Here is a 19,087-nt window from a genome sequence, read left to right as displayed (position 1 = left end):
AGCGCAATTTGCCTATAGAGAACACATTCGGATATTACACAAAGGGAAGGAATAGAACAACATAAGTCGCCTGCACTATGCAAATTACGCCCATAGGAATGACGACTACTATTGCTCAACGGATTGGCAAGAACGCAGCGGATGCCAGAAAGACCCAACGGAGAACTCAGGCAGAAGTGGCGGAGAAGCTAGGTATAGATACGGTGTCGCTCTCACGTATCGAGCGCGGTGTGGTTGCGCCAGGACTAGCCACCTTAGAAGCCCTTGCAGACGAACTGAGCATTCCGCTTTCCCAGCTGTTTGATGGGGCCTCTACGCGATCTGCCACGGTAGTCGATTCGATAGCAGGGAAAATTGATAGCCTGAACGAGGCAGATCGCATCTTTCTGCTGAACCAGCTCAATGCGTGGGTGGAGAAATTGGTAGAGAAGCGCCCGAAAAACTAGCACTTCCGGCGCATCGAAACCTTTGTTTTTTCGCACATGCAGCTGTGTAGTACTGACTGTAGTACTGCACTGATTATCGCCCTTAGCCCCTTTAGATAAGCAGTCAATTGCACCGTACGCATTCTTCGGGACGTAGAGGCCGGAGGTTCGAATCCTCTCACCCCGACCAGAATTACCTTGTAGATCAAGGACAAAAAAGCCCAGCAGCGATGCTGGGCTTTTTTATTTCCGGATTGCATTTCCGGCCACCACCCAACAAAAAGGCGGAATCCGCGATGTCGCGCATTCCGCCTTTTCATTCACATCGATCTCCGGACCTGCCCGCTCAGCCAGTTTCCTGGCGGGCCTCTTCCGCAAGCTTCATTCAAGTTCCATTTCCCGCCAAACCGGGGCCTTCTCCATGCGGCGGCGCGACTTAGCTGCCCCAATCCCCATCCAGCGTCGGATCAAGATTGTCGATCACCGCCCGCGCCCAGCCCATGCCGCGCTCGACGGCCAGCGCCGCGCTATCAAACCGGCCAGGCAGACGTCGGCGCGGAAACAAGGGCGGCTCCAGCCCGCTGCTGTCGGCGATATGAACTTCGGCAACCTCCCACAGACCACTCGCGCCATGACAGCGCAGCGAAATGTGAAAGCCCTTGTACTGCTCCCGATGAGTGACCGGAGCTTGCATATTGTTTTTCTTTCGCAAAACCGATCATGTGAGCACAGGCCGTCGCCGCAGGCGGGCGGCCGCGAGATGGCAGGCGGCGCACCACGCCCGCAGGCGTGGGAGGGCGCGCCGCGCGTTCTCAGCGGCGGCGGAAACCCGGACGGGGGCCGCTGGGGCCGCGCTGTTCCAGGTGACGGAAGATGATGCGACCCTTGTTCAGGTCGTAGGGAGACAGTTCCAGCGTGACCTTGTCGCCCGCCAGGATCTTGATGAAATTCTTCTTCATGCGACCGGCCGTATAGGCGATCAGCGAATGGCCGTTGTCCAGCGCCACCCGGAAACGGGAGTCGGGGAGGACTTCGGAGACTTGTCCTTGCATTTCGATCAGTTCTTCTTTTGCCATTTTCTCTTTCTTGTGCGTGAGCGCGCGACCTCGACGGAGGAAGGGCTCGGGGATTTGCAATCTCTGGCTTTGACGACTGGCCACGCCAAGGGAGGCCGGGAGCGTTAAGGTCGGAGGACAGTTGCACCCGCTGGCGGCGAGACCGGCAGCGCAGTGTCTTTACTCGGGGAAGCGGATGAAGATGCGAATCACGCGGATTGCAGGGTGCTGGTACGACAAGGCGCGTGGGGATCAGGATTTCCGCTCGGTTCTTGAGCGATCCATGCATTATACGCGATTTTTGCCCCTCCCGCCAATGCAGCCCAGAGCGCAGCCTGCTGTGGCTTATCTGCCCCATTGCACAATCGATATCGATTCATCGATGCCACAGATAAACAAAAAACGGCACCGCACGCCTTCAGCGCAAAAAAAACGCCACCGCAAAGGTGGCGCAAAAACTACCAGAGGTTCTGCAAAGCCAGCTAAATCATTGACGCATCCAGCGCTGCAAGCCGTGCAGCGGCATTGCTCAGCGCTCGATGGTGCGGCTCCAGCGGGTATTCCACACGGCGCGATTCTTGTTGATCTCATCCCAGTCCACCGCCCGCGCGGCCTTGACGAAGCCATTCATGCGCGCCTGCTCGGCCGCGGCCGTGCCGCTGACCTGGACCTTGGTATTGGTGGGGTTGTAGTTGCCGTTCTCCAGCGCCAGGGCTTGCGCCTGCGGCGAGAGCAGATAGGCCGCCAGTTCCTGGGCCAGTTGCGGCTCGGTGTTGTTGGCGATCACGCACTGCGCCACCATCAGCACGATGGCGCCTTCCTTGGGCTGCACGTATTCCACGGGCACACCCTTGCTCTTCAACAGCGTGGATTGCGTGGGCGTATACGGGAACAGGGCGGCTTCGCCGGTCTGTGCCATCTCGGAAATCTTGGCCGAGTTGGAGATGTACTCCAGCACATTGGGCCCGATGGTCGAGGGCCAGGCCTTGAAGCCGGGATCGACATTGGCGTCGGTGCCGCCCTTGATCTGGTTGAAGGCGAGGAAGGCGTGCAGGCCGAAGGTGGATGAAGGCAGCGACTGGAACACCACGCGCCCCTTGAGCTTGGGGTCCGCCAGGTCCAGCCACGAGGTCGGCGGTGCCCAGCCCTTCTCGGCATAGACCTTGGTGTTGTAAGCCAGCCCGGTGACGCTGATGGTCACGCCCGTGGCCAGGTCATCCTTGATGTGCGCCACCGGCAGCAGGGTGGCCAGGTTGGGATTGGGCTTCTGCTTCTCGCACAGGCCCATGCCGACGGCGCGATACATCACGCCATCGTCCAGGAACATCAGGTGCATCTGCGGCTTGTCCTTGGCGGCCTGGGCCTTGGCCAGGATGTCGGCCGAGCCGCCGGGCACCACGGCGATCTTGACGTTGTACTTCTGCTCGAAGGGGCCGAACACCGCCTGGGAGAAGGTCTTCTCCATGTTGCCGCCATTCATGCCGACGTACAGCGTGCGGGTCTGCGCCTGCACCTGGGTGGCGGTAGCGGCCAGCAACAGTCCGAGGGCAGCGGTGCGGGAAAGCGACATCATGAGATCTTCCTTTCAGGGTGGGAGGACAACAGGTCGACAGCATCAGAACGTGGCGGCAGGAAGCGGCCAATCGAGAAAGCATCCAGCGCAATGGTGCTGCGGCCGTGCAGCACCAGCTCGGCCAGCGCCTCACCGGCGGCCGGTCCGATCTGGAATCCGGCTCCGCAGAACCCGAATCCATGCAGCAGGCCCATCTGCGTGGTGCTGGGGCCGATCACCGGATGCTGGTCCGGCAGGTAGCCTTCCACACCGCTCCAGCTGCGGATGATGTGGACATGGCGCAGCGCCGGCAGCAAGGCCGCCGCCTGCGGCAGCAGCCCGAGGATGGAATCGTGCGAGGCGCGGGCGCGCAGTTCATCCTGCTCATAGCCGCGACCGCCGCCCAGCACCACGTTGCCGCGTGCCACCTGGCGGCAATAGATGGAGCCACCCTCCACGCCCAGGCTCCAGGGCAGGAAGTGGGCAATCGGTTCGGTCACCACCATGCTGGGATGGCCGCTGGTCAGGGGCACGGTCTCGCCAAAGGATTGCGCCACCCGATTGGCCCAGGCACCGGCGCAATTGATGAGCACTTCCGCGCGCACTTGCAAGGTGTCGCTACCCTGCCGCGCTTCGGCCACGAAGTCGCGGCCATCGTGGCCTACCTGGAGGACTTCGCAGCGTTCGATGAGGGTAGCGCCCGCCGCTGCGGCCGCACGCGCAAAGGCCGGCGAGACCAGGCGCGGATTGGCCTGGCCATCTTCCGGACACAGCGAGCCGCCGACCGCCGCGCCCCCCAGCCAGGGACATTGCTGGCGCAGGCGTTCGCCGCTGATGAGTTCGATCCCCAGGCCATAGGGGCGGCTCAGTTCGGCATAGGCGATGAGCGACTGCATGTCGGCCTCGCTGCGGGCCAGCTTGAAGTGGCCGCTGCGTTCGTATTCGCCGGTGGTGCCGATCAGTGACTGCAGATCGCCCCAGATCTCATGGGCCCGCTGCGACAGCGGCAGTTGCACTTCGGGCCGCCCCTGGCGACGCACGCCGCCATAGTTGATGCCGCTGGAACGTGCACCGCACAGGTCGCGTTCCAGCAGGGTCACGCGGCGTCCGGCCTTGGCCAGCACCAGGGCAGCGGAGGTACCGACGATGCCGCCGCCGATGATGAGGACTTCGGTGTTGAGGCTCTTCATGAGGCATCCTCCTGCGCATGCAGCGCGATCACGCGCGCCGACACCGGCTCGGGCTGGGGCACATGCATGCCCAATGGAATCGGCTTGATCGGAGCCTGGCCGCGCAGGCGACCCACTTCCTGCACCGGCAGCCCGGCGGCATGCGCCAGGATTTCGGCGGCCGCTGCGCCACACATGCGACCCTGGCAACGGCCCATGCCAACGCGCGTGAGCGCCTTGAGCCGGTTCATTTCCGCTGCGCCTTTCTCGCGCACGGCAGCGCGCAATTCACCGGCGTGGATATTCTCGCAGCGGCAGATCACCAAGTCGTCCGGAGCGGTCGCCGCCCAGCGTTCGGGGAAGGGGAAAGCGCGCTCCAGTCCGAGCCGGAAAGCGCCGATGCGCGCCAGCTCGGCTTCGATCTGCGCCACGCGGGCCGCATCGACGGCGATGCCGCGATCCTGCAGCAAGGCCAGCGCGGCGCGTTCACCGGCCAGCTCGGCGGCATCGGCCCCCATGATGCCGGCACCGTCGCCGGCGAGATAGACGCCCGGCACGCTGCTGCGGGTGCTCTTGTCGCGCACCGGCAGGTGCGCGCGCTGCAGGCCATCGAACTGGAAACGGCAACCCAGCAGATCAGCCAGTTGCGTTTCAGAACGCAGTGCATAACCGAAGCCGACGGCATCGCATGCAATGCGCTGCTCGGGCCCCGCCCTGCCACCCGCCCCTGCCAGGTTCTCGCGACGCCAGACCAGCGCCTGCACACGGGTATCGCCTTCCACACGCAACACCCGCGCGTGCGAATGCACCGGCACGCCGTGCAGCTTGAGCCAGGCGAGGTAGTAGATGCCCTTGGCCAGCAGGGCCGGCTGGCCCAGCATGGCGGGCAATGCCGCGATGCGGTCGGCCAGGCTGCTGCTGTCGAGTACTGCCGCCACCCGCGCACCGGCCTTGGCATATTGATAGGCCACCAGATAGAGCAGCGGACCATTGCCGGCCAACACCACCGAGCGTCCGATGGCGCAGCCCTGGAACTTGAGCGCGACCTGCGAGCCGCCCAGCGTGTAGACGCCCGGCGTGGTCCAGCCGGGGAAAGGCAGTACGCGATCAGTCGCACCGGTGGCCACGATGATGTCTTCCCAGGCCAGCGTGGACGCGGATTGCGCGCTGCCATCCATCAGGTCGAGCAAACCCGGCTGGGCATTCCAGACCAGGGTGTTGGGGCGATAGTCGATGGCCTCGCGCAGCGCATGGAAGGTGCTGTGCACCGATTGCGCACGGCTGGCTTCGAAACCATAGAGCGTCTTGCGGCTGCGCAGGAATCCGCGCGGCGGCTGGCGATAGATCTGGCCGCCAGCCTGCGCCGCTTCATCGATGACGATGGGCCGCACGCCGTGGGCCAGCAGCGTCTGCGCCGCACGCACACCGGCCGGGCCGGCACCGACGATGACGGGAGCTGCGCGCGTCATGCGGGTTCCTCCTGGCCGCTGCGCAATTGCATGCCGGCACGGATGAAGGTGGAGCAGGCACGCAGGCGCTCGCCGCTTTCGGTGGCGATCCAGCAATCCTGGCAGGCACCCATCATGCAGAAACCGGCACGCGGCTGGCCGCTGAATTCATTGCGGCGCAGGCTGGCGGTGTTGATCAGCACGGCGGTCAGTACCGTATCGCCTTCCAGCGCCGTGACCGGACGGCCGTCCAGGATGAAGCTGACCGCAGCGCGATCGCCTTCGGCCAGCCGCACCAGCTGGGCCTGTGCAGGAGCAGGGGTGTGATTCATGAACGCCCCACCAGTACGCGGTCCAGGCCATAGACCCGGTCCAGGATGATCATGGCCACCACCGTGATGCCCACCATCAGCGCCGAGACGGCCGCCATCATGGGATCGATGGATTCGGTGGCATACATGTACATGCGCACCGGCAGCGTCACCGTCGAGGGCGAAGTCACGAAGATGGACATGGTGACTTCATCGAAGCTGTTGATGAAAGCCAGCAGCCAGCCACCGGTGATGCCCGGCAGGATCATCGGCAGCGTGATGCGCAGGAATACCTTGGTGCGTGTGGCGCCCAGCGACAGGGCGGCCTGCTCGGCGCTGCGGTCGAAGCCGATGAGCGCGGCCATGATCAGGCGCATCGTATAAGGCGTCACCACCAGCGAATGCGCCAGCACCAGCCAGCCGAAACTGCCGGCGCCACCGACCACCGAGAACAGGCGCAGCAGCGCCACGCCCAGCACCAGGTGCGGAATGATCAGCGGCGACAGGAACAGGCCCTGCAAGGCACCGGACCAGCGATGCGGATAGCGCACCAGCGCCATGGCCGCCGGAATGGCCAGCGCCGTGGAGATGGTGGCCGCGGCCAGGGCCAGCCAGAGGCTGTTCCAGAAGGAGCTCACGAAATCGGGGAATTCAAACACCGCCTTGAACCAGCGCAGCGAGAATTCCGGCCCGTTCATGGTCAGGGTGTTTTCGGGGGTGAAGGCGATCACGCACACCACCAGGATCGGGGCCAGCGTGAAGAGGATCACCAGCGCATTGAAGCACAATGCAATCGGTCCGTTCTTGTTCATGGTTCAGCCCAGCGCTTTCTTGTAGCGGCGTTCGATCATGCGGTTCCAGCCCAGCATGATGACCAGGTTGGCCACCAGCAGCAGCAGCGCGATGGCAGCGCCCAGCGGCCAGTTCAGTTCGTGCAGGTATTCGTCATAGATGATGGTGGCCATCATCTTCAGGCGGCGTCCGCCCAGGAGTCCCGGAATGGCGAAGGAGCTGGCCGACAGGCCAAAGACGATCAGGCTGCCCGAGAGAATGCCGGGCATGATCTGCGGCAGCACGATACGGCGCAGTACGGTAATGGGCGAGGCGCCCAGCGACAGCGCCGCATTGGCCACGCCACCGTCGAGCTTCTGCAGCGAGGTCCAGACCGGAATCACCATGAAGGGCAGCATCACGTGCACCAGCGCAATGACGATGGCCGTTTCGGTATAGAGCAGCTTGACCTTGGCAAAACCCAGCGCCACCAGCGTGCCGTTGATGAGACCCTCGGGACCGAGCAGCATGCTCCAGCCGAAGGCGCGCACCACCACCGAGATCATCAGCGGCGCCAGCACCACCAGCAGCATGATGGAGCGCCAGGGCTTGCGCATGCGATTGAGGATGTAGGCCTCAGGCGCGCCGACGACGATGCAGATGAGCGTGACCAGGCCCGAGATCCACAGCGTGCGCCAGAAGATGCCGTAGTAATACGGATCGGTCAGCACGGCCGCGTAATGCTCCAGCGTGAAGGTACCGGCCTTGGGGCCGGTCTCGGCATCATAGGCGTTGAAGGACAGCACGAAGGTCAGCACCAGCGGCACCAGCAGCATCACCGTGCACAGCAGGATGGCCGGGGCCGACATCAGCCAGGGCAGGCTGCGCTGGCCGGGCGCCTTGGCGCCATCGGCGGCACTCACCACGGGCGGTGCCACGGAAGTCGTGCCGGCCGCGCTCATGCCGCCACCCCTTCATCGCTGCGGGCGGTGGAAACCAGGCGCAGACTGTAGTCGCTCCAGGCCAGGCCGACGGCAGCCCCCTGCTCCAGCGCTTCGGCGCCATCGTTGGCCGACAGGACCGAGAGCAGGCCCAGCGGTGTCTCCACTTCATACATCCATTGGCTGCCGAGGAAGAAGCGGCGCACCACTTCGCCATTGCAGCGGCCCTGGCCGGGGGCGGTACAGCGGATCTTTTCCGGACGCAGGCCCAGCACCACGCGACCACCGCCGCGCAGGCCGGTATCGGTGCTTTCCAGCGACAGCATCATGCCGCCCACGGCGATGTCGGCACGGTCACCTGCGGCACCGACCACCTGGCCTTCCAGCAGGTTGGCCTTGCCCACGAAGGTGGAGATGAAGCGGTTGGCCGGATGTTCATAGACGTTCAGGGGACGGCCGACCTGGGTGATGTGGCCGGCCTCCATCACCACCACGCGGTCGCTGATGGACATGGCTTCGCTCTGGTCGTGCGTGACCATGATCGTGGTGGTACCAACCTTGCGCTGGATGTCGCGCAGCTCGAATTGCATCTCTTCACGCAGCTTGGCGTCGAGGTTGGAGAGCGGCTCATCGAGCAGCAGCACGGGCGGGGCAATCACCAGCGCACGCGCCAGGGCCACGCGCTGGCGCTGGCCGCCGGAGAGTTCGCGCGGGTAACGGGCGCCGTGTTTTTCCAGATGCACGAGCGAGAGGGCCTGCGCCACGCGGTCGCGCTTTTCGGCGGCACCGCACTTGCGCATCTCCAGGCCGAAGGCCACGTTCTGCTCCACCGTCATGTGCGGGAACAGCGCATAGGTCTGGAACACGATGCCCAGGCCGCGCGTGTTGGGCTTGGCGTGCGTGATGTCGCGGCCATCGAGTTCGATGCGGCCGCCGCTGACGGCCTCGAAGCCCGCGATCATCTGCAGGGTGGTGGTCTTGCCGCAGCCCGAAGGACCGAGCAGGGAGATGAACTCACCCTTTTCCACCGTGAGGTTGAATCCCGATACCGCCTGGGTATCGCCATAGAACTTACTGACATTGGTCAGCGTGAGAAATGACATTGCAAGCTCCCTGTCGCAAGGTTCGGGCGCTGCACGGCTGGCGGGCTTGTCGGCCGGCGGGCGCTCCGATGCATACTTTCAATTACGCAACCCCATCGCTGGAGCGATGTGAGCGGCGCGTCTCCTGTTTCGTTATTGATGCAATTTCGGTGCCAATTCTGCTATCGTATTTCGACAGTCGGGAAATTTTTTATATTTATTCCATTCAATGAAATGCATCGGCAAGCGAACCGCCGCCGATTCCACCCAGCAGACAAAGCCACCTCATGAGCGAGCACAACGACGAGGCCACGGCCGCCAGCGCCCCCGCCTCCCTGCCGGTCAACGGCATCCAGCGCACCTTTGCGGTGTTGCGTGCCCTGGCCGATGCACCACCGCAAGGCATGCGCGTGACGCAAGTGGCCAAGGCCATCGGCCTGACCCAGGGCACCACGCACCGCCTGCTGCAATCGCTGGCCGGCGAAGGCGTGGTGGAACAGGATGAGCGCAGCAAGCTCTATCGCCTGGGCATGGACCTGTTCGCCCTGGCCGCACGCGCCGGCAATGCGTCGGATGTGCGCAGCCTGTGCCGCCCGGCGCTGCTGCGGCTGTGCGGCAGCCTCGGCGATACCGTCTTCCTGCTGCTGCGCTCGCGCTTCGATGCGGTGTGCGTGGATCGTGTCGATGGCCCCTTCCCGATCCGCGCCTTCACCGGCGACATCGGCGGGCGCGTCGCCTTGGGCGTGGGCCAGGGCGCGCTGGCCATCCTCGCCTTCCTGCCGGAAGAAGAACGCGAGGAAGTGATCCGCTACAACGTGCCGCGCCTGCGCGAGTTCGGGGTCTATGACGAGGTCTACCTGCGCACGGAAATCGAGCGTGTCCGCGAGACCGGCTATGCCGCGCGCCAGGCCGGCCTGCTCGATGGCATGGCCGGGCTGGCGGTGCCGCTCTTCGATACGGGCGGCAACATCGTCGGTGCCTTGAGCGTAGGCACGCTGACCTCGCGCCTGACCGAGGAACGCTTGCCCACCGTGGTGCAGATGCTGCAGCGGGAAGCCGCGGCCCTGTCGCGCCGGATCAATCCCTTCGACCCGGCCTTGCGCCGCCCCATGCACCAGGCCAATCCCGTGGAGCCACAAGCATGACCGCCCCCGCCCCTGCCCTTGCCCCCGTGCTGCTGATCAAGTCCGGCGGTGCTGCCGCGCTGGCCGAGTGGCGCGCCAGCTTCCACGAATTCGCGCCCGAACTGGGCCTCGATGTGCGCGCCTGGGATGATCCGGAAGTCGACCCGGCGCGTGTGCAGTTCGTGCTGGTGTGGCAGCCCGAAGCGGGGAGGCTGGCGCAGTTTCCCAACCTGAAGGCCATCATCAGTGCGGCAGCCGGCGTGGATCACATCCTTGCTGATCCGCACCTGCCGGAGTTGCCCATCGTGCGCATGGTCACCCCCGAGACCCAGCAGCGCATGGCCGAATTCACGCTCATGAGCAGCCTGATGCTGTTGAAGGACATGCCGCGCATCATCGCCCAGCAGGCGCGCGCCGAATGGCGCGAATTCGCCACGCCCCGCACCGCGCGCGAAACCCGCGTGGGCGTGCTCGGCCTGGGCGCGCTGGGCTTGGCGGCGGCGCGCATGCATGCGGCGGTCGGCTTCGAGACGGCCGGCTGGGCGCGCTCGCCGCGCAGCGAAAAGGGCCTGACCTGCTTTGCCGGGGCCGACGCCCTGCCTGATTTCCTGGCCCGCACGGATATCCTGATCTGCCTGTTGCCGGAGACCACCGATACCCGCCACCTTATCGATGCCGCGCTGCTGCGCCAGTTGCCGCGCGGTGCCGCGGTCATCAACGTCGGACGCGGCAGCCACGTCTGCCTGCCCGACCTGCTGGCCGCGCTCGACAGCGGCCACTTGTCCGGCGCCGTACTGGATGTGTTCGATGAAGAACCGCTGCCCGCCGAGGCGGCCGTGTGGCGGCATCCGCGCGTGCTGGTCACCCCCCATGCAGCGGCCACGCCCTCGCGCCGCGAGCGCGCCAGGCAGGCGGCAGTGGCCATTGCCGCCATGCTGGGCGGGCTGCCGCCGCCGCATCTCTACGACCGCACCAAGGGTTACTGAAGGGCAAGTCCGGGCGCGGCCGCCACACCGCAGCGCCGCCCGGCTTGCGGGATAAGCCCCCATCGTCTAGACTTTGGCGCTCGCTGGCCGCCCTGGCTTGCCTGTCATGACGACAAGCAAACAGGCCCGCCGACTCCCTCCCATGCGTGAGGGCAACCCACTGACGGCAACGTTTGGATACCGTACCCATATGGGTGCAAGCTCTTGCACTCTTCATTCTCATCCTGCTCTCGGCCTTCTTTTCCATGACCGAGACGGCGCTGATGGCCGCCAACCGCCATCGCCTGCGGCACCTGGCCAAACAGGGCAACCGGGCCGCCGTCACCATCCTGTGGCTGCTGGACCGCACTGAGCGGCTGCTCTCGCTGATCCTCATCGCCAACACCGTCATCAATGCGCTGGCCACGGCCCTGGTGACCGCCCTGGCCATTGCCGCCTTCGGCAACCACCAGCGCGTGATCACGGCCGCCACCGCATTCGTCGCGGCGCTCCTGATCATCTTTGCCGAGATCGTGCCCAAGGTGATCGGCGCCACCCATCCGGAACGCATTGCGCTCTTTACCAGCTTCATCTTGAAGCCGCTGATGCGCATCGCCAAGCCGCTGGTGTGGTTCGTCAACATCTTCGTCTCGGCCATCCTCAAGGTCTTGCGCATCAAGACCGGATCGCGCGCGGCCGAGCAGCGCATTTCCCCCGAAGAGCTGCGTTCCATCGTGCTCGAAGGCGGCAGTTTCATTCCGCAGAAACACAAGAGCATCCTGCTGAACCTGTTCGACCTGGAAAAGATTTCGGTGGAAGACGTCATGACCCCGCGCGCCCAGGTCGAGGCCCTGAACCTGGCCGCGCCGGTGGAAGAGATCCTGCACCAGCTGGCTACCTGCTATCACAACAAGCTGCCGGTATTCGAGGGCGAGATCAATCACATCGTCGGCATCCTGCATGTGCGCAAGACGGTCGCGCTGTTCCGCCAGGAAGACGACATCACCCACGACGACATCCGCGCCCTGCTCTCGGCCCCGTATTACGTGCCGGTGGAAACGGATGTCTTCACCCAGCTGCAGTACTTCCAGGAGAACCACGAACGCCTGGGCATCGTGGTCGATGAATACGGCGAGGTGCAGGGGCTGGTGACGCTGGAAGACATCATCGAAGAGATGATCGGCGAATTCACGACCTCCTCGCCCGGCTCCTCCGGCGAAGGCTTCGGCTGGGACAAGGACGGCAGCTGCCTGCTCGAAGGCAGCACCACCCTGCGCGACATCAACAAGCGCCTGGGCCTGAAGCTGCCGCTGGATGGCCCCAAGACCATCAACGGCCTGCTGCTGGAGACCCTGCAGGACATTCCCGAAGCCGCCGTGTCCGTCAAGATCGACGGCTGCGTGATCGAGATCGTGCAGGTACAGAACCAGGCCATCCGCATGGTCAAGCTCATTGCCTTGCCGTCCAAAGTGAAGACACAGGACTGAGCCGGCGCCGCGCCTTGCGGGCCGGCATCGAACTCCACCGATTTTGTCCCGCGCAAACGGGCGGCCCGCTTTTCGGGCGGCCGCCGCGCGTGGGAGACTTGCCCTCCCTGTGCGCTGCCCTGCGGCAGCGCCCCTGCGCGCGAGGTCTCCCATGCTGCACACTCCCGACACGGCCGTGGCCGATGATGATGTTCCCGTGGTGCGCCTGCTGCACAAGCTGCTGGCCGATGCGGTCGGCATGGGCGCGTCCGACCTGCATTTTGAACCCTTCGAACATCTCTTCCGCGTGCGCCTGCGCCTGGATGGCGTGCTGCACGAGCTGGCGCAGCCGCCGCTGAGCTTGCGGGACAAGCTGGCCACGCGCCTGAAGATCCTGGCACGGCTGGATATCGCCGAGAAGCGCCTGCCCCAGGATGGCAAGATGCGCCTGGCGCTGGGCGAACGCAGCGTCGATTTCCGCGTCTCGACGCTGCCCACGCAGTTCGGCGAAAAGATCGTGCTGCGCATCCTCGATACCGCCCAGGCCGCCCTGTCGATCAGCGACCTCGGCTATGAACCGGCCCAGCAGGAAGCCCTGCTGCAGGCCATCAGCAAGCCGCACGGCCTGGTCCTGATGACCGGGCCGACCGGTTCCGGCAAGACCGTCTCGCTGTATGCCTGCCTGCAGCGCCTGAACCAGCCGGGCGTCAACATCGCCACCGCCGAGGATCCGGTGGAGATCAACCTGCCCGGCATCAACCAGGTCAGCATCAACGAGCGCGCCGGACTGGACTTCGCCCTGGCGCTGCGCGCCTTCCTGCGCCAGGATCCGGATGTGCTGATGGTGGGCGAGATCCGCGACCTGGAGACCGCCGACATTGCCGTCAAGGCCTCGCAGACCGGACACCTGGTGCTCTCCACCCTGCATACCAACGACGCCCCGGCCACGCTCACGCGGCTGCTCAACATGGGCGTGCCGGCCTACAACATCGCGGCATCGGTCAACCTGATCGTGGCCCAGCGGCTGGTGCGCAAGCTGTGCCGCTGCCGCCGACCGGCCGGTGGCACGCCGGCCACCTTCGTGCCGCACGGCTGCCCGGCCTGCAACCAGACCGGCTTTCGCGGACGCACCGGCATTTACCAGGTCATGCCGGTGAGCGCGGCCATGCGATCGCTCATCCTGGCCCAGGCCGGAACCCTGGAATTGGGTCGGCAAGCGCAAGCGGAGGGCATCATCGACCTGCGACGGGCGGGGTTGCTGAAGGTCTTGCGCGGCGACACCAGCATGGGAGAGATCCTTGCCTGCACCTGATCGCATGACATCGGCGCCCCAATTCCGCTGGGAAGGGCTGGACCGCCACAATCGCCCGCAGCGGGGTGTGGTGCAGGCCAGCGATGAGGCGCAAGCCCGCGCCCGGCTGCGCCAGCAGGGGATGCGCGTGGCGCGGCTGCGGCGTGAGGCGGGTGCACCCGCCTTCGACAACGGCCAGGCAGCTCCGTCAAACCCGGCCACAGCAAGAACGCGTGGCCGCATCAGCGCCAAACAGATCGCCCTCTTCACCCGTCAATTGGCCACCATGCTGCGGGCAGGATTGCCGCTGCTGCAGTCGCTGGACATCGCCATTCGCGGCGCCGGCCAGAGCGCCCTGGCCGCGCTGCTGGCCGACGTGCGCCAGGCCGTGGCACGCGGCGAGAGCCTGCATGCGGCGCTGGCGCGCCATCCCAGGCAGTTCGACGCGCTCTTCTGCAACCTGGTGCGCGCCGCCGAAGAAGCGGGGATGCTCGAGAGCATGCTGGAACGCATCGCCCTCTATCGCGAGAAATCCCTGGCGCTCAGGGGCAAGGTCCGCGCGGCCTTGGCCTATCCCTGCGCCGTGGTGCTGGTGGCGATCATCGTGACGGTGGTCATCATGCTGTGGGTGGTGCCGGCTTTCGAGCAGATGTTCCAGCAGTTCGGTGCCGAATTGCCGCTGCCCACGCGCATCGTCATGGCCACGGCCCGTCTGTTGGGCCAGCATGGACCATGGCTGCTGCTGGGTACGCTGGTGGCGGGCGTGCTGTCGACCCTGGCCTGGCGGCGCCATCTCCGGCTGCGACTGGCAGCGCAGCGTTTGAGCCTGTCGCTGCCGCTGTTCGGCAAGCTGTTGCGGCAAGCGGCGCTGGCGCGCTGGAGCCGCACCTTCGGCACGCTCTTCGGTGCCGGCATCGCCCTGGTGGAAGCGCTGGAAACGGTCTCCGGCGCGGCTGGCAACGTGGTCTATGCGGAAGCCTCGCTGGCCGTGCGCGACGCGGTGCGCAATGGCGCCTCGCTGCACGCGGCCATGCAGGCCACGGGGGTCTTCCCGGACCTGGCGGTGCAGATGACGGCCGTGGGCGAAGAGGCCGGCGCACTCGACGCCATGCTGGCCAGGATCGCCGACCTCAACGAACGCGAGGTGGATGACGCCGTCACCGCCCTCACCAGCCTGATGGAACCCGTTATCATGGCGGTGCTGGGCGTGGTGATCGGCGGCCTGGTGGTGGCGCTGTACCTGCCGGTGTTCCGCATGGGTGCCGTGGTGTAAGCCGGCACGCCTGTCTTTCCCTTCTTTGACGACCCGACCAGTTGAACTTGACGATGTCCTTCCTGGATGCCCTGGCCCTTCCCGGCAATGCCGCGCTGGCCTGCATGGCGGCGCTGCTGGGCCTGCTGGTCGGCAGCTTCCTCAATGTGGTGATCCATCGCGTTCCCCTGATGATGCTGCGCGAGACGGCCAACTTCGTCGCCCAAGAACGTGGCGAGGCCCTGCCGCATGCCGGGCGCTACAACCTCTGGCTGCCCGCCTCCGCCTGCCCGCATTGCGGCGCGCCGCTGGCGTTGCATCACAAGATCCCCTTGCTCAGCTGGCTGCTGCTGCGTGGACGCTGCGGTTTCTGCGCCAATGCCATCAGCGCGCGCTACCCGCTGGTGGAGCTGCTGACCGCACTGCTGTTCGCCCTGCTGGGCTGGCGCTTCGGCCTGGGCCTGCACGGCGTGGCGCTGATGGTGTGTGCCGCTTTCCTGATCGCGCTGGCGGTCATCGATGCCCAGACCATGCTGCTACCCGACGACCTCACCCTGCCCTTGATGTGGCTGGGCCTGCTGGTCAACATCCTGCATCGCCTGGTACCGCTGCAGGATGCCGTGCTGGGCGCGATGGCCGGCTATGGCGTGCTGTGGCTGATCTACTGGATCTTCAAGCTGGCCACCGGCAAGGAAGGCCTAGGCTATGGCGACTTCAAGCTCATGGCCGCGCTCGGGGCCTGGCTGGGCTGGCAAGCCTTGCCACTGGTCTTGCTGCTGGCCTCGGCGCTGGGCGCAGTCCTGGGCCTGGCGCTGATGGGCTTGGGCCGCCACCAGCGTGGCCAGGCCATTGCCTTCGGCCCCTGCCTGGCCACCGCCGGCATGCTGACCCTGCTGATGGGCCATGGCTGGCTCACGCAACTTCTCTACGACTTCTGATCCCATGACTTCATTGACTGAACGCTTCACCATCGGCCTGACCGGCGGCATCGGCAGCGGCAAGACCACGGTGGCCAACCTGTTTGGCGAGCTCGGCGCTTCGCTGGTCGATACCGACGCCATCGCCCACGCCCTGACCGCGCCGCAGGGCCTGGCCATCGATCCCATCCGCGATGTTTTCGGCGACGAATTCATCGATGCGCACGGCGCCATGGACCGCACCCGCATGCGCCAGCACGTGTTCGGCAATCCCACTGCGCGCCATGCGCTCGAAGCCATCCTGCATCCGCTGATCCGCAGCGAGACCGTGCGCCAGGCCGAGGCCGCCACCGGTCCCTATGTCATCTTCGTGGTGCCCCTGCTGGTGGAATCCGGCACCTGGGTCGGCCGTGCCAGCCGCATCCTGGTGGTGGACTGTCCGGAAGAGGTGCAGATCGCGCGCGTCATGCAGCGCAACGGCCTGCAGCGCGAGGAAGTCGAAGCCATCATGGCCGCCCAGGCCAGCCGGCAGGCGCGGCTGGCGGTGGCCCAGGACGTCATCGACAACGGCGGCAGCAATGCCGACCTGCCGCATCAGGTACGCGAGCTGCATACGCGCTACCTGGATCTGGCCAAGGGAGCATGAGCGCTTCGGTGCAGCCAGTGGCAACGCGGCAGTATGCTTGAGCAAGCCGGCAAATGCGATGCGGTACAGCATCTTCATTTGATGCCGACTGCATTTGTAATTTTCTTCTGCATGGGTCAGAATCACAGACATTGCACATGTTGACGAGGTTATTGCACCCACGCGGCCTGTCAGCGGCCTAACAAGTCCGGTTCAACCAATAAAGGGATCATGCTTTGATCGTCTACGAATACCCTTTCAATGAGCGTATTCGCACGCTGTTGCGACTGGAAGACCTCTACGAGAAATTCGTCTTCTTCCTGCACCAGGAAAGCCCGCATCAGCATCACATCGCCCTTGCCACCATTTTTGAAATGCTGGAGGTCGCCGGACGCGCGGACCTCAAGTCCGACCTGCTGCAAGAGCTGGAACGGCAAAAGCAGATCCTGCTGGCCTACCAGTCCAATCCCAATGTCGAACCCGAGATGCTCAACGCCATCCTGGCCGAAGTCGACCAGGCCAGCAGCGCCCTCTCAGCGGCCCAGGGCAAGACCGGCCAGAACATCCGCGACAATGAATGGCTCATGAGCATCCGCGGCCGCACCATCATCCCGGGCGGCGCCTGCGAGTTCGACCTGCCGGCCTATTACGCCTGGCAACAGCATCCCTACGAGCGCCGCTTCCAGGACATCTCCAACTGGTTCGCCCCGCTGATCCCGCTCTTCGATGCCATCGCCATCGTCATGCGCCTGCTGCGCGAATCCGGACATGCGGTGAAAATCAACGCCGAAGGCGGCAGTTACCAGCAGATGCTGCAAGGCAAGGTCTACCAGATGCTGCGCCTGTCGCTTGACATCAACCTCGGCGCCATCCCCGAAATCTCGGCCAACAAATACATGCTGTGGGTACGTTTCACCCAGCAGGATGGCGACGAGAAGCCGCGCTCCTTCGAGGGCGAAGTGCCCTTCGAACTGGCGCTGTGCGGCTTTTGATCCGTAATCTGAATTGATGAAGTGAAGTAAAACGTATGGCAACGATCGTAGACTGCCCGACCTGCGGCACCAAGGTGGAATGGAGCGAGAAGAACAAGTACCGCCCCTTCTGTTCCGAACGCTGCAAGCAAATCGACCTGGGTGCCTGGGCCGAAGAAAAGTACACCATCCCCGCAGTGAACCTGCCACTGGAAGACGAAGGGGACAAGCCCGTGCAGTAATGACGGGCTTTTTCCTTCATATCACCTTAAAAGAACCCATCTTCAGGCTTCGTCGCCATATCGCAGCTGATCCAGCCACTGGAGCAGCGGGATGGTGGCCGGCAGCAGCGGTTCCACGCCCACGCTGCCTTGCCAGGCAAAGGCCTGGCCTTCCAGGCTCTGCGGTTCGCCGCGCCACTGGCGGCTGATGTAGAAGTGCAGGCGCACATGGGCATGCGGATAGACGTGCTCGACGCCGCACCAGGGCTCGCCGTCCAGCACCTCGATGCCCAGTTCTTCCTTGAATTCGCGCTGCAGCGCCGCGAAGATGCTTTCGCCCGGCTCCACCTTGCCGCCGGGGAATTCCCAGTACCCCGCATAGGGCTTGCCCTCCGGACGCTGGCCCAGCAGCACGTCGCCGTTGGGCTGCATCAGGATGCCCACGGCCACATCGATGGGCTTGGCCACCGGCTTGGAATCGCCGCTCATCAGCCCTGCGCCTTGCCGGCATAGTCGCGCGCAAACTGCCAGGCCACGCGGCCCGAGCGCGAGCTGCGCTGCAGTGCCCAGCGCAGGGCATCGGCGCGGGCTTCGGCGATCTGTGCGTCATTGCAGCCGAAGTGGCGCAGCCAGTGCGCCACGATGTCCAGGAAATCGTCCTGCTTGAAGGGATAGAAGGTCACCCACAGGCCAAAGCGCTCGGAGAGCGAAATCTTTTCTTCCACCGTTTCGCCGGGATGCAGGTCGCCATCCTCGGTGTGGGTGTAGGTATTGTTGTCGGAGAGGCGCTCCGGCATCAGGTGGCGGCGGTTGGAGGTGGCATAGATCAGGACGTTGTCCGACTGTGCGGCGATGCTGCCGTCGAGCGCCACCTTCAGCGCCTTGTAGCCGCCCTCGCCTTCCTCGAAGGAAAGATCGTCGCAGAAGACGATGAAACGCTCGGGTCGCGCTGCCACCAGTTCGACGATGTCCTGCAGGTCGTGCAGGTCATCCTTGTCCACCTCGATCAGGCGCAGGCCACGGTCGGCGTACTGGTTCAGGCAGGCCTTGATGAGCGAGGACTTGCCGGTGCCGCGCGCGCCGGTCAGCAGCACGTTGTTGGCCGGGCGGCCTTCGACGAACTGGCGGGTGTTCTGGTCGATCTGTTCCTTTTGCGGGCCGATATTGTGCAGGTCCGACAGGCCGATCTTGGAGATCTGCCCCACCGCCTGCAGGTAGCCGGGACGCTGGGCCGTCGCGCCGCGCCAGCGGAAGGCGACGGCGGCGTTCCAGTCGGGTTCACGGGCGGCGGCGTTGGGGAGGATGGCTTCGACGCGCGCCAGCAAGGCTTCGGCACGCTGCAGGAATTGGTCTAGCTGGGTCATGGTGATGGCAAATCGGGATGAACGGGGCGGGAATGCACGCGCCATTGTGGCGCAAGGCGCTGGCGGCCGGTGTGAATAAAATTGATCCGAGGGCGCGGGCATTCATATTGCCGCCGCCATCCCGGGCGCGCCACCGG

General features: G+C 65.0%; 21 protein-coding genes. 10 read left to right on the top strand and 11 right to left on the bottom strand.

What is annotated here, in order from left to right; all coding sequences use genetic code 11:
- Positions 1 to 98: 98 nt before the first annotated feature.
- Positions 99 to 446 carry a helix-turn-helix domain-containing protein gene (locus CEJ45_RS15055; RefSeq protein WP_158214918.1) on the top strand — a complete coding sequence of 116 codons (348 nt, stop codon included), beginning with the start codon at positions 99 to 101 and terminating at the stop codon, positions 444 to 446.
- Between the two features lie 415 nt (positions 447 to 861).
- Here CEJ45_RS15055 and CEJ45_RS15050 read toward each other — a convergent pair whose 3' ends face one another.
- The 9 genes from CEJ45_RS15050 to CEJ45_RS15005 form a co-directional block, all read right to left on the bottom strand.
- A complete protein-coding gene (locus CEJ45_RS15050; RefSeq protein WP_088755886.1) occupies positions 862 to 1,119 on the bottom strand; it encodes a hypothetical protein in 258 nt (85 codons plus the stop codon).
- Between the two features lie 118 nt (positions 1,120 to 1,237).
- Positions 1,238 to 1,501, bottom strand: coding sequence for a translation initiation factor IF-1 (infA, locus tag CEJ45_RS15045; RefSeq protein WP_006713209.1), 264 nt, complete (start codon positions 1,499 to 1,501; stop codon positions 1,238 to 1,240).
- Positions 1,502 to 2,009: 508 nt separating this feature from the next.
- Positions 2,010 to 3,053, bottom strand: a complete 1,044-nt coding sequence (locus tag CEJ45_RS15035; RefSeq protein ID WP_088755885.1) for an ABC transporter substrate-binding protein — start codon at positions 3,051 to 3,053, stop codon at positions 2,010 to 2,012.
- Positions 3,050 to 4,222, bottom strand: a complete 1,173-nt coding sequence (locus tag CEJ45_RS15030; protein ID WP_088755884.1) for an NAD(P)/FAD-dependent oxidoreductase — start codon at positions 4,220 to 4,222, stop codon at positions 3,050 to 3,052. The genes CEJ45_RS15035 and CEJ45_RS15030 overlap by 4 nt, the downstream gene beginning before the upstream one ends.
- Positions 4,219 to 5,670, bottom strand: a complete 1,452-nt coding sequence (locus CEJ45_RS15025) for an FAD/NAD(P)-dependent oxidoreductase (RefSeq protein WP_088755883.1) — start codon at positions 5,668 to 5,670, stop codon at positions 4,219 to 4,221. The genes CEJ45_RS15030 and CEJ45_RS15025 overlap by 4 nt, the downstream gene beginning before the upstream one ends.
- The gene (locus CEJ45_RS15020; protein WP_088755882.1) at positions 5,667 to 5,981 is read right to left on the bottom strand and encodes a (2Fe-2S)-binding protein; all 315 of its coding nucleotides are present in this window, start codon (positions 5,979 to 5,981) and stop codon (positions 5,667 to 5,669) included. Before CEJ45_RS15020 ends, CEJ45_RS15025 begins: the two co-directional genes overlap by 4 nt.
- Positions 5,978 to 6,772: an ABC transporter permease gene (locus CEJ45_RS15015; RefSeq protein ID WP_088755881.1), complete on the bottom strand. Its 795-nt coding sequence runs from the start codon at positions 6,770 to 6,772 to the stop codon at positions 5,978 to 5,980. Before CEJ45_RS15015 ends, CEJ45_RS15020 begins: the two co-directional genes overlap by 4 nt.
- A gap of 3 nt (positions 6,773 to 6,775) precedes the next feature.
- The gene (locus CEJ45_RS15010; protein WP_370516314.1) at positions 6,776 to 7,693 is read right to left on the bottom strand and encodes an ABC transporter permease; all 918 of its coding nucleotides are present in this window, start codon (positions 7,691 to 7,693) and stop codon (positions 6,776 to 6,778) included.
- Positions 7,690 to 8,775, bottom strand: a complete 1,086-nt coding sequence (locus tag CEJ45_RS15005) for an ABC transporter ATP-binding protein (protein WP_088755880.1) — start codon at positions 8,773 to 8,775, stop codon at positions 7,690 to 7,692. The genes CEJ45_RS15010 and CEJ45_RS15005 overlap by 4 nt, the downstream gene beginning before the upstream one ends.
- Positions 8,776 to 9,041: 266 nt before the next feature.
- Between CEJ45_RS15005 and CEJ45_RS15000 the strand changes: the two genes are divergently transcribed.
- From CEJ45_RS15000 to yacG, 9 genes are all read left to right on the top strand, one after another.
- A complete protein-coding gene (locus tag CEJ45_RS15000) occupies positions 9,042 to 9,899 on the top strand; it encodes an IclR family transcriptional regulator (RefSeq protein WP_088755879.1) in 858 nt (285 codons plus the stop codon).
- Positions 9,896 to 10,864, top strand: coding sequence for a 2-hydroxyacid dehydrogenase (locus CEJ45_RS14995; protein ID WP_088755878.1), 969 nt, complete (start codon positions 9,896 to 9,898; stop codon positions 10,862 to 10,864). The genes CEJ45_RS15000 and CEJ45_RS14995 overlap by 4 nt, the downstream gene beginning before the upstream one ends.
- A 173-nt stretch (positions 10,865 to 11,037) precedes the next feature.
- The gene (locus CEJ45_RS14990; protein WP_088755877.1) at positions 11,038 to 12,330 is read left to right on the top strand and encodes an HlyC/CorC family transporter; all 1,293 of its coding nucleotides are present in this window, start codon (positions 11,038 to 11,040) and stop codon (positions 12,328 to 12,330) included.
- Positions 12,331 to 12,481: 151 nt separating this feature from the next.
- Positions 12,482 to 13,621: a GspE/PulE family protein gene (locus CEJ45_RS14985; protein WP_088755876.1), complete on the top strand. Its 1,140-nt coding sequence runs from the start codon at positions 12,482 to 12,484 to the stop codon at positions 13,619 to 13,621.
- Positions 13,622 to 13,625: 4 nt separating this feature from the next.
- Positions 13,626 to 14,873 (top strand): type II secretion system F family protein, encoded by a 1,248-nt coding sequence (locus CEJ45_RS14980; RefSeq protein ID WP_420913299.1) that lies wholly within the window; start codon positions 13,626 to 13,628, stop codon positions 14,871 to 14,873.
- 53 nt (positions 14,874 to 14,926) lie between these two features.
- On the top strand, positions 14,927 to 15,790 hold the full coding sequence (locus tag CEJ45_RS14975) for a prepilin peptidase (RefSeq protein WP_088755874.1): 864 nt from the start codon (positions 14,927 to 14,929) through the stop codon (positions 15,788 to 15,790).
- A 4-nt stretch (positions 15,791 to 15,794) separates the two neighbouring features.
- Positions 15,795 to 16,415 carry a dephospho-CoA kinase gene (coaE, locus tag CEJ45_RS14970; RefSeq protein WP_088755873.1) on the top strand — a complete coding sequence of 207 codons (621 nt, stop codon included), beginning with the start codon at positions 15,795 to 15,797 and terminating at the stop codon, positions 16,413 to 16,415.
- Positions 16,416 to 16,630: 215 nt separating this feature from the next.
- Complete coding sequence (zapD, locus tag CEJ45_RS14965) at positions 16,631 to 17,386, top strand: cell division protein ZapD (RefSeq protein ID WP_088755872.1); 756 nt, start codon at positions 16,631 to 16,633, stop codon at positions 17,384 to 17,386.
- A 35-nt stretch (positions 17,387 to 17,421) separates the two neighbouring features.
- A complete protein-coding gene (yacG, locus tag CEJ45_RS14960) occupies positions 17,422 to 17,607 on the top strand; it encodes a DNA gyrase inhibitor YacG (protein WP_034336666.1) in 186 nt (61 codons plus the stop codon).
- A gap of 42 nt (positions 17,608 to 17,649) precedes the next feature.
- Here yacG and mutT read toward each other — a convergent pair whose 3' ends face one another.
- Positions 17,650 to 18,075, bottom strand: a complete 426-nt coding sequence (gene mutT, locus CEJ45_RS14955; protein ID WP_088755871.1) for an 8-oxo-dGTP diphosphatase MutT — start codon at positions 18,073 to 18,075, stop codon at positions 17,650 to 17,652.
- Positions 18,075 to 18,950, bottom strand: coding sequence for an ATP-binding protein (locus tag CEJ45_RS14950; RefSeq protein WP_039790449.1), 876 nt, complete (start codon positions 18,948 to 18,950; stop codon positions 18,075 to 18,077). Before CEJ45_RS14950 ends, mutT begins: the two co-directional genes overlap by 1 nt.
- Positions 18,951 to 19,087: the final 137 nt, after the last annotated feature.

The sequence above is a fragment of the Herbaspirillum aquaticum genome, from assembly GCF_002213425.1.
Lineage (GTDB): Bacteria > Pseudomonadota > Gammaproteobacteria > Burkholderiales > Burkholderiaceae_D > Herbaspirillum > Herbaspirillum aquaticum.
This window is presented reverse-complemented; position numbering and strand designations above follow the sequence as displayed.

Bases quoted from the DNA above. Each gene is read 5' to 3' on its own strand.
- CEJ45_RS15055 (WP_158214918.1), top strand. From the start codon at position 99: ATGACGACTACTATTGCTCAACGGATTGGCAAGAACGCAGCGGATGCC.
- CEJ45_RS15050 (WP_088755886.1), bottom strand. From the start codon at position 1,119: ATGCAAGCTCCGGTCACTCATCGGGAGCAGTACAAGGGCTTTCACATT.
- infA (WP_006713209.1), bottom strand. From the start codon at position 1,501: ATGGCAAAAGAAGAACTGATCGAAATGCAAGGACAAGTCTCCGAAGTC.
- CEJ45_RS15035 (WP_088755885.1), bottom strand. From the start codon at position 3,053: ATGATGTCGCTTTCCCGCACCGCTGCCCTCGGACTGTTGCTGGCCGCT.
- CEJ45_RS15030 (WP_088755884.1), bottom strand. From the start codon at position 4,222: ATGAAGAGCCTCAACACCGAAGTCCTCATCATCGGCGGCGGCATCGTC.
- CEJ45_RS15025 (WP_088755883.1), bottom strand. From the start codon at position 5,670: ATGACGCGCGCAGCTCCCGTCATCGTCGGTGCCGGCCCGGCCGGTGTG.
- CEJ45_RS15020 (WP_088755882.1), bottom strand. From the start codon at position 5,981: ATGAATCACACCCCTGCTCCTGCACAGGCCCAGCTGGTGCGGCTGGCC.
- CEJ45_RS15015 (WP_088755881.1), bottom strand. From the start codon at position 6,772: ATGAACAAGAACGGACCGATTGCATTGTGCTTCAATGCGCTGGTGATC.
- CEJ45_RS15010 (WP_370516314.1), bottom strand. From the start codon at position 7,693: ATGAGCGCGGCCGGCACGACTTCCGTGGCACCGCCCGTGGTGAGTGCC.
- CEJ45_RS15005 (WP_088755880.1), bottom strand. From the start codon at position 8,775: ATGTCATTTCTCACGCTGACCAATGTCAGTAAGTTCTATGGCGATACC.
- CEJ45_RS15000 (WP_088755879.1), top strand. From the start codon at position 9,042: ATGAGCGAGCACAACGACGAGGCCACGGCCGCCAGCGCCCCCGCCTCC.
- CEJ45_RS14995 (WP_088755878.1), top strand. From the start codon at position 9,896: ATGACCGCCCCCGCCCCTGCCCTTGCCCCCGTGCTGCTGATCAAGTCC.
- CEJ45_RS14985 (WP_088755876.1), top strand. From the start codon at position 12,482: ATGCTGCACACTCCCGACACGGCCGTGGCCGATGATGATGTTCCCGTG.
- CEJ45_RS14980 (WP_420913299.1), top strand. From the start codon at position 13,626: ATGACATCGGCGCCCCAATTCCGCTGGGAAGGGCTGGACCGCCACAAT.
- CEJ45_RS14975 (WP_088755874.1), top strand. From the start codon at position 14,927: ATGTCCTTCCTGGATGCCCTGGCCCTTCCCGGCAATGCCGCGCTGGCC.
- coaE (WP_088755873.1), top strand. From the start codon at position 15,795: ATGACTTCATTGACTGAACGCTTCACCATCGGCCTGACCGGCGGCATC.
- yacG (WP_034336666.1), top strand. From the start codon at position 17,422: ATGGCAACGATCGTAGACTGCCCGACCTGCGGCACCAAGGTGGAATGG.
- mutT (WP_088755871.1), bottom strand. From the start codon at position 18,075: ATGAGCGGCGATTCCAAGCCGGTGGCCAAGCCCATCGATGTGGCCGTG.
- CEJ45_RS14950 (WP_039790449.1), bottom strand. From the start codon at position 18,950: ATGACCCAGCTAGACCAATTCCTGCAGCGTGCCGAAGCCTTGCTGGCG.